The 12,909-nt window shown below is 57.2% G+C and carries 10 protein-coding genes; 8 read left to right on the top strand and 2 right to left on the bottom strand.

The genetic code is table 11. The features are described from left to right. Window positions 1-109 precede the first annotated feature (109 nt). The 6 genes from mraY (at window position 110) to QN062_RS00315 (ending at window position 8,243) form a co-directional block, all read left to right on the top strand. The gene (gene mraY, locus QN062_RS00290) at window positions 110-1,213 is read left to right on the top strand and encodes a phospho-N-acetylmuramoyl-pentapeptide-transferase (protein WP_369341659.1); all 1,104 of its coding nucleotides are present in this window, start codon (window positions 110-112) and stop codon (window positions 1,211-1,213) included. Between the two features lie 60 nt (window positions 1,214-1,273). Then, window positions 1,274-2,704 carry a UDP-N-acetylmuramoyl-L-alanine--D-glutamate ligase gene (gene murD / locus QN062_RS00295; RefSeq protein ID WP_369341660.1) on the top strand — a complete coding sequence of 477 codons (1,431 nt, stop codon included), beginning with the start codon at window positions 1,274-1,276 and terminating at the stop codon, window positions 2,702-2,704. Beyond that, the gene (locus QN062_RS00300; protein ID WP_369341661.1) at window positions 2,688-3,989 is read left to right on the top strand and encodes an FtsW/RodA/SpoVE family cell cycle protein; all 1,302 of its coding nucleotides are present in this window, start codon (window positions 2,688-2,690) and stop codon (window positions 3,987-3,989) included. The genes murD and QN062_RS00300 overlap by 17 nt, the downstream gene beginning before the upstream one ends. 164 nt (window positions 3,990-4,153) lie before the next feature. Then, complete coding sequence (murG, locus tag QN062_RS00305) at window positions 4,154-5,329, top strand: undecaprenyldiphospho-muramoylpentapeptide beta-N-acetylglucosaminyltransferase (protein WP_369341662.1); 1,176 nt, start codon at window positions 4,154-4,156, stop codon at window positions 5,327-5,329. A 174-nt stretch (window positions 5,330-5,503) separates the two neighbouring features. Further along, window positions 5,504-7,183, top strand: a complete 1,680-nt coding sequence (murC, locus tag QN062_RS00310; protein ID WP_369341663.1) for a UDP-N-acetylmuramate--L-alanine ligase — start codon at window positions 5,504-5,506, stop codon at window positions 7,181-7,183. A gap of 19 nt (window positions 7,184-7,202) precedes the next feature. After that, the gene (locus tag QN062_RS00315) at window positions 7,203-8,243 is read left to right on the top strand and encodes a cell division protein FtsQ/DivIB (RefSeq protein WP_369341664.1); all 1,041 of its coding nucleotides are present in this window, start codon (window positions 7,203-7,205) and stop codon (window positions 8,241-8,243) included. A 22-nt stretch (window positions 8,244-8,265) separates the two neighbouring features. On the opposite strand, the gene dtd is transcribed toward QN062_RS00315, so the two are convergent. After that, window positions 8,266-8,724, bottom strand: a complete 459-nt coding sequence (dtd, locus tag QN062_RS00320) for a D-aminoacyl-tRNA deacylase (RefSeq protein WP_369341665.1) — start codon at window positions 8,722-8,724, stop codon at window positions 8,266-8,268. 336 nt (window positions 8,725-9,060) lie between these two features. After that, window positions 9,061-9,321: a 30S ribosomal protein S20 gene (rpsT, locus tag QN062_RS00325; protein ID WP_094693493.1), complete on the bottom strand. Its 261-nt coding sequence runs from the start codon at window positions 9,319-9,321 to the stop codon at window positions 9,061-9,063. A gap of 312 nt (window positions 9,322-9,633) precedes the next feature. Here rpsT and lepA point away from each other — a divergent pair, with 312 nt between their 5' ends. After that, window positions 9,634-11,511, top strand: a complete 1,878-nt coding sequence (lepA, locus tag QN062_RS00330) for a translation elongation factor 4 (RefSeq protein WP_369341666.1) — start codon at window positions 9,634-9,636, stop codon at window positions 11,509-11,511. A 29-nt stretch (window positions 11,512-11,540) separates the two neighbouring features. Further along, the gene (gene hemW / locus QN062_RS00335) at window positions 11,541-12,800 is read left to right on the top strand and encodes a radical SAM family heme chaperone HemW (protein WP_369341667.1); all 1,260 of its coding nucleotides are present in this window, start codon (window positions 11,541-11,543) and stop codon (window positions 12,798-12,800) included. The last annotated feature ends 109 nt before the right edge of the window (window positions 12,801-12,909 follow it).

A 12,909-nucleotide genomic window follows, 5' to 3' on the forward strand; every position in this document is an offset into this window, starting at 1 on the left:
CCTATCGCGCTGCGAAGGCATGTCACCTCAATATGGACCATCTGCGATCGCAAAGATATCGGGGGATATCGTACGATGGAACAAACGAAGCAATGAACGGGGTTCTCAAGTGATTTCACTCATTATTGGAATTGTGGTTTCTCTGGCGGTGACGGTCATAGGCACACCTCTGCTTATCAATCTCGTGCATCGTCTGCATTACGGTCAATACATCCGTCAGGATGGCCCGAAATCGCATCTGGTGAAGCGTGGAACCCCAACCATGGGCGGCGTGATCATCAATCTCGCGATCGTTCTGGGATGGGTGGCATCGGCGACGTATCGTTTCATCTTCTATCACACGGCTCCCTCCTGGTCGGCGATTCTTGTATTGTTTGCGATGGTCTCGATGGGCTTCCTCGGATTCATCGATGACTTCGCAAAGGTAAGGAAAAAGCAGAATCTGGGTCTTTCCGTCCGGGCAAAATTCCTTGGACAGTTCATTTTCGCCACCATCTATGCAGTGCTTTCGCTGATCGTGCCTACGAAGTCCGGATATCCCAGCGCACAGGCAGGCATGGCGTTCATCGAGAAGCCGTTCTTCAGCTTCGACTTCGCAGGCCGCTTCGTCGCCATCATAATCTTCGTGGTCTGGGTCAACTTCCTGATGGCTGCCTGGACCAATGCGGTGAATCTCAACGACGGCTTGGACGGACTTGCTTCCGGCAGCTCCATGATCGCCTTCGTGGGATATGCCATCATAGCGTTCTGGGAGAGCTACCACATCAAGGGGGGTGCGCATCTAGGCTTCACCTACGCCGTTTCCGATCCGCTCGATCTTTCCATCATTGCGGTGTGCGCCGCCACTGCATGCTTTGGATTCCTCTGGTACAACACCAAGCCTGCGACGATATTCATGGGCGATACCGGATCCTTGGCGCTTGGTGGATTGTTCGCAGCGCTCTCCATATCCACGCATACTGAATTCCTCGCGATAATCATGGGAGGCCTGTTCGTCATCGAGGCAATGTCCGATGTGATTCAGGTGGGGTACTTCAAGATGACACATAAACGCGTGTTCAAGATGGCGCCCATCCACCATCATTTCGAACTGATGGGATGGCCGGAGTCTAAGGTCGTGGTGAGATTCTGGATGGTCGAGTTCATGTTTGTGCTCATTGGCATGGTCGTCTTCTATGGAGACTGGGTTGCGAGATCCGGTCTCGTCGGATGATTCACCGCTGACGGACATACATGCGAATACTTGAGGCAATGAAGGGGTGGAGCTGACATCATGGTTGTTGACAATGCAACGGTTTTGGTTGCAGGACTGGGGATCTCGGGAAAAAGTTCGTGTGCCGTGCTGGCTGGCCGCGCACATAGGGTGATCACGGTCGATGAGCACAAGGCCGAGGCGGATCTGCATGGTTTCGAAGACATTCCCTGGGATTCGATTGACCTTGTGGTTACCTCGCCGGTATTCAACCCTCGCACCCCGTTCATCCTCGAGGCTCAGCGACGTTCCATTCCCGTCGTGAGCGAGGTCGAGCTCGCATGGCGGCTCAGGGTGCCTTCGGTCGCGACGGGAGAGCCCGCACCATGGATTGGCATTACCGGGACCAACGGAAAAACGTCGACCACTGAGATGACCTCCGCGATGCTGAGTGATTCAGGCTTCGTCGCTCCTGCGGTAGGCAATATCGGCAAGGCCGTTTCCCTTGCCGCGGTCGACCCATCCAATCAGGCCCTATGCGTCGAGCTGAGTTCGTTCCAGCTTCATTTCACCAGTTCGCTGAGACTGACCTGCGCTGCGATCACGAATCTTGCCGACGACCATTTGGACTGGCACGGTGGATTTGCGCGCTATGCCGCAGATAAGGCGAAGGTGTATCGTGGCGTGACGAAAACCTTGGTCTATAACGCCGATGACAGCAGGGTCACTGAGCTGGCCGAAGCGGCACATCCCGCTCCGGGATGCAGAAAGGTCGGATTCACCCTCAAGCCTCCCGTCAGAGGTCAGATAGGGGTCGAGGACGGTTGGATCGTGGACTCGAGCGGTGTGGTCAATGGCACGGAGTCCCCAGTCAGAGTCGCGAAGGTCAGCGAGTTCAGACACATGTGCGAGCCTGATGGCACTGTCTATCCGCATCTGGTTGCGGATTCGCTCTGCGCCTTGGCTCTTGCACTCGGATTCGGCGTTGCGGTGCAGGATGCAATCGCCGCATTGAGGAATTTCACTCCGGGAGGTCACCGAATTCAGACGGTTGCGACTGCGCAGCTCACCGATGGCAGCATTCGCTTCGTCGACGATTCGAAGGCAACGAATGCGCATGCGGCTGCCGCGTCGCTCTCAAGCTTTGCCGATCGCAGCGTCGTATGGGTCGCTGGGGGACTGGCGAAGGGTGCTCAGTTCGAAGGGCTTGTCAGAGATCAGAAGACGAAGATCAAGGCCGCGGTTATCATAGGCAAGGATCAGCGGGCCTTCCAGGAGGCATTCGCCTCTTCGGCGCCGCAGATTCCTACGACGCTGATCGATCCTGAGGACAACGAAAGCGTCATGCGCCGCGCAGTGGATGCCTGCGGCTCATACGCGGCTGCCGGCGACGTCGTTCTGATGGCTCCGGCGTGCGCTTCGATGGATCAGTTCGTCTCATACGCAGACAGGGGAGACCAGTTCAGGAAGCAGGCATCGCGTTGGGTTCTGGAACATGCCCAGAATAACTAGATCCGGCAGGAAATCAGTGAAGGGGACCGGCGCATCGGCGTCAGACCTCCGTTCCACAGACGGCAATGCCCACGATCGCTACCGGAGGCTGGGCGATGCCGATGATGCCTCCGAATCCGTGAATCGTGTCGACTACTCGGGATGGCGCAATATCTTCAACCCGGTGTGGTGCTACAACGGATTCGTTACATGCGTGGTCGCACTGACTGTCTTCGGCTTCATCATGGTGTTCTCAAGTTCCTCTGTCAGCATGGTCGCGGCCGGAAAGTCGCCTTGGGCACAGGCGGCCAACCAGACGATCTATGGAATATTCGGTCTCATAGTCACCGCGGTCGCCGCCCATATCAAGGCTGAATGGTACAGGCGCGCCTCCTTCTTCCTGCTGCTCGGAGCAATGTTTCTCCAGCTTCTGACATTGACGCCCCTGGGAAGGAACGTCAACGGAAATACTGGATGGATCGGCATAGGCTCACTCACCCTTCAGCCGGCGGAGGCCCTGAAGCTGGCATTGTGCATATGGCTTCCCCTGGCATTGAGCGTCGCAGGCAGGCGCGCCAAGACCGTCGGCCTCCTGCAGGCGTACTGGATTCCGATCGTCATGTTCGCCGCATCCGTCGGCTTCGTCCTGATCGGCAAGGATCTCGGAACTGCCATGATCCTCATCATCATAGGCTTCGTCGCCTTCCTTGTCGGCGGCTTCTCGATGTGGCTGCTTTTCTCGATGAGCGCCCTTGCAGCGGTCGGCATAGTGTTCGTGTTCGTATTCGGTTCTACAAATCGCATGAATCGAATCCTTGCCGCGTATCTTCCATGCAATGCCGAAAGCTCCCAGGGCGTCTGCTATCAGTCGATCCACAGCATGTATGCGATGGCCTCAGGTGGTCTGACAGGTGTCGGACTTGGCAACTCAAGGGAAAAGTGGAACTATCTTCCCGAGGCCCACAACGATTTCATCTTTGCTGTCATAGGTGAGGAGCTCGGCTTCATAGGCACTTCGCTCGTCGTGCTGACCTTCATCATCATGGGCTGGTGTCTCATGCGGGTCGCATTGCAATCTCACGATTCGTTCACCAGGCTCGTGCTGGTCTGCATCGCGACTTGGATCGTAAGCCAGGGGCTGATCAACATCTGCGTGGTCCTCGGGCTGCTGCCTGTCATGGGCCTGCCACTTCCATTCGTTTCTGCGGGAGGCACGGCATTGATCATGTGTCTTTGCGCTTCCGGCGTTGCAATGAGTATGATGAAGAGCCTGCCGGAGATTAGTTCCGCGCAGTCCAAGCCCTGATCAGGGCTTGCGAAGAGAGTCACAGGGGAAGAATGAGTCCGTTCGGTCTATCAGAGGCATGAGCGATGAGTCAGCCGCATGCCTCATAGAGATTTTGACAGAAAAACCAAAAGTTATCTGAATGTCGGCACTGAATGGACTGAATAGGGGATATGCTCAGGGATATGGGAACAGAAGAAGAGAAAATCCGGGTCGTTCTTGCTGGAGGGGGCACTGCGGGACACGTCAATCCGCTGTTGAGCGTTGCCAGGGCACTCAGGCAACGCAATCCTCACGATCAGATCAGCGTGATTGGAACGGCTGCGGGTCTTGAGCATGAACTTGTTCCGCAGGCGGGTTTCGACCTTGACACCATCGAGAAGGTTCCCTTTCCTCGGTCCCTGAACCTGGCACTGTTCAGCTTCCCCTTCAGATGGATGCGAGAGGTGCGCAAGGTCAAGCGGATTCTGCGGGAGCGTCGTGCCCAGGTGGTCGTCGGCTTTGGAGGCTATGCTTCGGCACCTGTGTATCGAGCCGCGCATCTGATGCATATTCCGATAGTGATTCATGAGCAGAATGCCAAGGCAGGCATGGCCAACAAGCTTGGTGCGCGTTGGGCTGACTTCATTGGTACCGTGTACGAGAATACTGGCTTGCAGGCTCGCAAGGGGGCATCGATCGAGCGCGTCGGGCTGCCGTTGAGGCCCACGATTTCGGAATTGGCGAATCGTATCGAGGACAATGCAAAGCTTGCCCGCATCGAGGCGTCATCGGCTCTTGGCATCGATACGTCACGTCCGCTGATCCTGGTGACCGGTGGTTCGCTCGGTGCCGTGAGCCTGAACCAATCCGTCGCGAAATCCGCGCCGGAACTGCTCAAATACGTTCAGGTCATTCATCTGACCGGCAAGGGCAAGGGCAGTGAGGTTCGGTCGATAGTCGAATCGGAAGTCGGGAAGACGGCCGTCAATAGCTTGGGGATCGGGAAAACAGGCCAGGGCGACTATCATATCGTCGAATACCTGGAACGGATCGATCTGGCTTTTGCATGCGCGGATCTTGTGATTTGCAGGTCTGGGGCGGGAACGGTCAGCGAGCTGACCGCCCTTGGAATTCCTGCCATCTATGTGCCTCTGCCCATAGGCAACGGTGAGCAGCGCTTCAACGCGCAGCCGGTCGTCGATGCGCACGGAGGCATCCTGGTCGAAGATGACGTGTTTACGCCATCATGGATAACCCAGCATGTGATTCCTCTTCTGCAGAATCATCGGGATCTGCAGGACATGGGAAAGGCCGCATGGGCCTATGGGACTCGTGACGCTGCCGAGACCATGGCCGTACGCGTAGAATCATTTGCGTGAGGCTCAACGTTTCAGGAATCCCTCATTTTCTTCCCGATCGTCGTCCAGACCTTGCTCCGGTCGTCGATGTCGGGGTATTTTGTTGTGCCCAACGGCAATAATGGTTGATGCGGAACGATCGAGGAGCCGGTATTCGTGATAGATGAATCGATGCATGGAGTGGTGATTGAAAGAATGAGTGATTCCAAGACAGCGCAGGACAGCGGGCAGCCAGTCCAAGGGCAGGCGGTTCACCTGGATCCGACTTTGGATGCCTTTGGACTTGGATCTTCCCAGGCGCCGGATTCATCCACGCGTGCTGACGCCGCGTTCAATGAGCTTGGCCGCACGTTCTTCATAGGCATCGGCGGTGCGGGCATGAGCGTGCTTGCAGAGATGCTGCACCAGGAGGGTGTTGCCGTCAGCGGTTCCGATGTCCAGGAGAGCGCGAAGACCAGACATCTGGAATCCATGGGAATTCCCGTGCATATCGGGCAGCAGGCGGAAAACCTCGGACAATCGCATACCGTGGTGTGGTCGAGCGCAATAAAGCCCGACAATCCTGAGATCGTCGAGGCATTCCGCCGGCATCTGCATCTGGTCCATCGAAGTGATGTCCTCGGACTGCTGATGTCGAGGAAAAGAGCGGTTACCGTAGCAGGGGCCCACGGGAAGACGACGACGAGCGCCCTTCTCTCCCATATTCTGATCCACGCAGCCGGGTCCGTCGAGGCGCTCGGCTCTCCAAGCTATGCGATTGGTGGCTCGGTTCAGGGGATCGATGGTCCGATGGATGGCGGACATGCCGATGAAGGTTCGGTTTTCGTGGCTGAGGCCGATGAATCGGATGGCAGCTTCCTGAAGTACCGTCCGGAGATTGCAATCATCACCAATGCCGAAGCAGATCATCTTGACCATTACGGCACCGCCGAAGCCTATCGAAATGCCTTCATCGCCCATGCGCGCAAGGCCAAGGGCCATGTGGTCATCACCGGCGACGATGCAGGGGCACAGGAGATCATCGACAGGCTCGACGGTGAGACCGCAAGGAATGCGATCGTCTACACCACTGAGGACGATTCAAGCCTTGAGCGCTTCCCTGGCTCAGTGGTTCGCATCGTGTCTGAGTCGGAGCATCAGGGAAGCGGCGAGGAACGCTTCGATATCATCGTCCCTCCCAGCCTGGCAGATGGACGGGCGCGGAAGGTCAGCGTTGCGCTGAAGATTCCGGGACTGCACAACGCCCGGAATGCCACCGCGGCAATCATCGCCGCGGGCTTGCTCGGAATCGACATGGATGCAGCGGCGACCGCAGCCGCATCGTTCCTCGGTGCCGTGCGACGTTTCCAAGTCAGGGGTCAGATTGACGAAGTGACGGTCATAGATGACTATGCGCACCATCCGACGGAGATCGAAGCCCTGCTGGATGCGGCTCGAAGAAGATACCCATCTGCGACGATCCATGTCATCTTCCAACCGCATCTGTTCTCCCGAACGCAGTTCTTCGCCGCCGATTTCGGGCAGGCGCTGTGCAAGGCCGACGATGTGATAGTCACCGGAATCTTCCCTGCTCGGGAAAGGCAGGCGGATTATCCAGATGTCGGTCCGTGGAGCATAGTAGACGCCGTGAATGCAGCCACTGCAGGCATTGCAGCCACTGCAGCCGGCAAGGCGTCAACGAGAATGAGTGCCGTTGAAGACATGAACCAGGCAGCGCAGATGATTGCCATGCGGGCAGAGCCAGGTGACGTCGTGATCACGGCTGGTGCGGGGGACATCAATTCGGTCGTTCCCGTCATACTGCACGTTCTCGAAGCGAGAGTCGGTCATATGGGCGCGGAGCATGTCGATGCCCGAATTCCCCTTGACCGGTAACTGGTGGGAAGGCTGAACCATGGTTCGAAAGACTGTCAGCTCCGAGCATTCGCCGCATCTCGATTCCAAGGGAAGATCGGTTCGTACCGCCAAATCATACGGCGGTGGGCAGGCTGAAGAAGAACGAAAGGGTCCAAGAGTCACCAGATCCGGAGCGAATGCCAGCTCGTCTGCAGGTGACTTCGTGGATGCCAGGGGACTTGACGCGTCAGAATCCGTAGATGAGCGCGTCGCAAGGTCCTTGCACGAGGAATCGTATGAAGGCGAGGGGTCCAGACCCGTCGCTGGATTGTTCACTAGGCCCAAGGTTGTCGATTTCACCGCGAGACTGAAGGAACGTCGCAAGGCCGGACTCTACAGATCGCTGACGCGGGTGTCGATCGTGGTCGGGACGGCCGCGCTTGTAGCGCTCGTCGTCTGGCTTCTGTTCTTCTCTGCGGTTTTTCGCTTCGAGATTTCCGGCATCCAGGTAGTCGGCGCCAACCAATGGGTCTCCTCCAATGAGGTCAGCGCGATAGCATCGAGACAATCAGGAAAGTCCCTGCTTCTCGTCTCGGCGCAGACGATCGAAAGTCAGGTCGGTGCACTTCCGGGCGTCACCACGGCTCAGGCGGAGAAGCTGTTTCCGCATGGAATTCGAATAACCTTGAAATCCGAGAAGCCGGCTGCGGTGCTGAAGTCCTCTGACGGCGAGCTGACTGCCGTGGACAGCGAGGGGCGCATTCTCAACACCGTCACTGCTGCGACGGTCAAGGGAATACCCGAAATAGAAGTCGAGACGCTGAAAAATGGTCTGACTGACTCAGCGGTCAAGCAGGCGTTGAAGGTGCTGGCGTCCCTCCCCGAAAGCATGCGACAGTCCATCACCAAGGTCACGGCCAAGACACAGGATTCAATCACCACCGTCATCGGCTCTTCCAAATACACGATCGTCTGGGGCGATGCCTCGCAGCTCGAGCTCAAGAAAGCCGTGGTCGACAAGATCATCAACGATTCCTCGAAGATCGGTTCGAAGCATAATGTGGATGTTTCCGCACCACTGCGACCGATAATCCACTGAGCCGCAGCGCTGTCCGCACGCCTCAGCGTTCCAGGATCAGAGTCACCGGACCATCGTTGACAAGGCTGACCTTCATGTGTGCGCCGAATCTTCCAGTGCGTACGGCAATCCCCTGACTTCGCAATGCCTGGTTGAGCTGGTTCCATATGCGTTCCGCATGTTCCGGTCTTCCGGCGGCGACGAAGCTTGGACGATTGCCTTTGTTCGCGTCACCATACAGGGTGAATTGGGATATCGAAAGAATCTCGCCACCCACATCCTCGATGGATCGGTTCATCTTCATGCCTTCGTCCTCGAAAATGCGTAGCTTGGATATCTTATGCGCCATCCATGTGACCGCATCGTCGTCATCCTCGTCACTTACCCCCACGAGCAGCATAAGGCCCGCTTCGATGCGCTGTGGCTCGAAATCCGAAACTTCTCCATGCTCGGCGACGATGCTTACCGAGGCTGAGGCAACCCTCTGCAAAACCACTCTCATGATTCACCAGAATAGCCCTGGTATTGTCGATGGATCCAGATCTCTCGATATGCTGGGTCTTTTTGATATAACTGCTTTTCCGCGTTTCGTCAGTGTCTGCGAAGGCCTGGCATGATCGCGACATGGTCCGCCGCGTGGTCAGCAGTGCATTAACAGTGCACTCCACAGTGCCGCTCCACAGCGCCGCTCTACAGTGAACTAGACAGTGCACTCACCGCACATTTCAGCGGGAGCCTTAGGACTGCGGCGATAAACCGCAAGCGTCACCGTGGCTTGCGATATGAAAGGCCCGCATCCTCATCAGAGGATGCGGGCCTTGACTTGCTGATAAACAGCTCAGAGAGCGTTCACGGCGGTAGCGAGACCGGACTTGCGGTTTGCAGCCTGATTCTTGTGAATCACGCCCTTGCCTGCAGCTCTGTCGAGACTGCGTGCGGCGACCTGATAAGCGGTCTGCGCGCTTTCCTTGTCTCCGGCACTGATTGCCTCGCGTGCCGCACGAACGGCTGTCTTTACTTCGCTTTTCACCGATACGTTACGAAGATGTGCGTTCTCGTTGGTGATGACGCGCTTCTTCTGCGACTTGATGTTTGCCACTGTTACTCCAAACGACGTTATGCTATATCCTTATAGACAAACAAACAGGTTACCATGCATCCTGCACATTGACCAATATCATGCCGGTTTCGCCAGGCGGCGGCCTCCAGACATGGGGGATGAAAGTGGTTCCCCATGTCTGCATTGACTGCGGATGACAATGGAGGCGTCCTCCCTGCGCGCAGTGTCTGCGGCCCTGAGCTTCCCTAGGCATCGCGCCCCATCTGCCATGATGGTGGCTTTCCCCAATCGCCGTTCTGGCTGTGGCTGCGGGTAGAATTCCGTAAGTTCAAACTTTTTGGAAGGAGCACGGTGGCGGTTCAGCATAATCAGCCCGGATTCACCGATCAGTCCTTGATACGCAATTTCTGCATCATCGCGCACATCGATCATGGCAAGTCAACCGTCGCCGACCGCATCCTGCAGCTGAGCGGCATAGTGTCTGACCGTGAGATGCACGATCAGTTCCTCGATCGCATGGACATCGAACAGGAACGCGGCATCACCATAAAGTCGCAGGCCGTTCGAGTCCCGTGGACCGCAGATGGCACGGAATATACCCTTGGCATGATCGACACCCCAGGCCATGTCGATTTCACCTACGAGGTATCCCGCGCGCTTGCGGCATGCGAAGGGGCAGTGCTGCTGGTCGATGCCACGCAGGGCATCGAAGCGCAGACCCTCTCGAATCTCTATATGGCCATAGATCACGATCTGACGATCATTCCCGTGCTCAACAAGATCGATCTGCCAAGCGCCGAACCCGATAAGCACGCCGAGGAGCTGGCGGGTCTGCTGGGCTGCGATACGAGCGAGGTCCTGCGGGTTTCCGGCAAGACCGGAGAAGGAATCAGGGAACTGCTCGACCGCATCGTCCTTGAGGTGCCGCCTCCAAGGGGCGATGCCAAGGCACCTGCGCGTGCGATGATCTTCGATTCGGTCTATGACTCGTATCGGGGCATCGTCACCTATATCCGCATGATCGACGGCGAGATCAGGTCCCGCCAGAAGATTCGCATGATGAGCCTGGGTACGGTGCATGACCCGATCGAACTTGGTGTCATCAGCCCCGACATGACGCCGACCAAGGCTCTCGGCGCTGGCGAGGTCGGCTATGTGATAACCGGCGTGAAGGACGTCGCCCAGTCAAAGGTGGGCGACACCGTCACCACAGAGGCGAACGGTGCGACAGAGGCCCTGCCTGGATACCGCGACCCCCACCCGATGGTCTACGCGGGGCTGTTCCCCGTGGATAACGCTGACTTTCCGGATCTTCGAGAGACTCTGGACAAGCTCAAGCTGAATGATGCCGCGCTCATCTATGAGCCAGAAACCTCAGTCGCACTCGGCTTTGGCTTCCGTTGCGGTTTCCTTGGCTTGCTGCACATGGAGATCGTCGCCGAACGTCTGAGCCGCGAATTCGGTCTCGACCTGATCTCGACGGCGCCGAACGTGACCTATGACGTGACGATGGAAGATGGCAAGCTGCATCATGTGACCAACCCCAGCGAATTCCCGGACGGCAAGGTCAGGAAGATCGTGGAGCCCGTGGTTTCTGCCGACATCATCACGCCGAAGGAGTTCATCGGTTCGGTCATGGAACTGTGCCAGGACCACCGCGGTCAGATGGGGACGATGGAATACATCAGTCCAGAGCGCGTAGAAATGCATTACACGATGCCGCTCGCAGAGATCGTATTCGACTTCTTTGACCAGTTGAAAAGCCGCACCAAGGGGTACGCAAGTCTCGACTACCACGAGTCTGGCGAGCAGTCCGCCGACCTGGTGAAGGTCGATATCCTGATTCAGGGTGAGAAGGTAGACGCCTTCAGCGCCGTGGTCCATCGCGATAAGGCATACGCATACGGCGTGATGATGACGAAGAAGCTGCGCGAGCTGATTCCGCGTCAGCAATTCGAGATTCCGATTCAGGCGGCCATCGGTTCGCGCATCATTGCGCGTGAAACGATTCGAGCCCTGCGCAAGGACGTGCTCGCCAAGTGCTACGGCGGCGACATCACACGAAAGCGCAAACTGCTTGAGAAGCAGAAGGCCGGCAAGAAGCGCATGAAGATGCTCGGCAGGGTGGAGGTGCCGCAGGAGGCATTCATCGCGGCGCTGAGCACCGACGATTCCACTGACAGGGACACTCGCGACAAGATTCGCGCCGCGGCCAAGAAAGACAGCTAGACAAACGCTCCATTGCATTGGGGGATGCCATGACATTCAGTCTGTACATTCATGTGCCATTTTGCTTGAAACGGTGCGGATACTGCGATTTCAACACCTATACGTCGATGGATATGGGCGAAGGTGCGAGCGTGGACCATTATGCGAGCATGATCATCGAAGAAATGGCCTTGCTCAAGCGTTGGCAGGAAGAGAACGGCATCGCTCAAGAGCCGATTTCGACGATATTCTTCGGCGGCGGCACGCCCACGGTGCTCAAGGCCATCGATCTCGTCCGCATGGTCCAGACCGCCGCGCATGAGTGGGGCATCATCGCCGATCCTGAAGTCACCACCGAAGCCAACCCCGACACGGTCGATGCAGGCTACCTGCGCACGCTCAAGGCGGGCGGGTTCACCAGGATCTCGTTCGGCATGCAGTCAGCGGTTCCCCATGTGCTGAAAACGCTCGACCGCACCCACACGCCGGAAAATGTGGTGACGAATGTCAAGGCGGCTCAGGAGCTTGGACTCGAATGCAGCGTTGACCTGATCTATGGCACACCTGGCGAAAGCATAGAGGATTGGAAAACCAGCGTTCGCAGCGCCTCGGACATGCATCCGACGCATATATCCGCGTATGCGCTCACCTTGGAACCGACCACGCCAATGGGCAGAAAAGTCGATTATGGCATACTTCCCAAGCCCAACGATGACGATGAGGCGGAGAAATATGAGCTAGCCGATTCGCTGTTTTCCGAGCAGGGCCTGCAGTGGTACGAGATTTCGAATTGGGCCGTTCCAGGCCACGAATGCCGCCACAATCTCGGTTACTGGCGCAACGTCGATTGGGCTGGCTTGGGTCCGGGCGCACATTCGCATTTCAGCCATCTGAACCCAGCGACGACCTTGCCGCAGGGGGCGTATGCCGTCGACGACCATGACGGCTTCACCCGTCAGCATCGGAATCTGCCGCCGGACTGCTCGTCGATACGTGCCTGGGACATACGGCATCCAAGGCGCTGGGCACATATGATCCATCAGCGAAGCGTGCCCTGGCAGGGAGCCGAGACCCTGAATCGCGATGCCGCGCTGGAAGAGGCAATCATGCTTGGCGTACGGCTGCGCGAAGGCTTGGACATCGAGCGAGTGGACGCGGTTGCCGGGCATCGTCCACACACTGAGATACTTGGGGAGCTGCAAGCCGAAGGCTTAATCGAGAGTGCGTCGTCTCCGGTCGTTCCCACGCTCAAAGGGCGGCTTTTGAATGATTTGATCGTAGAGAGACTTCTTGATTCGTATGCCCGCTAGCTGATATGCGCGCCGCAAAACATGGTCCAAGCGACACGAAATGCGAACTTGTGTCCTAAAATGACACATTCACACGGTATTCTGTTCTATCAAAGCGTTCCATTCGGGC

Origin of the sequence: Bifidobacterium sp. WK012_4_13 (genome assembly GCF_041080835.1) — a bacterium.
In the GTDB taxonomy this organism is placed as follows: Bacteria; Actinomycetota; Actinomycetes; order Actinomycetales; family Bifidobacteriaceae; genus Bombiscardovia; species Bombiscardovia fermentum.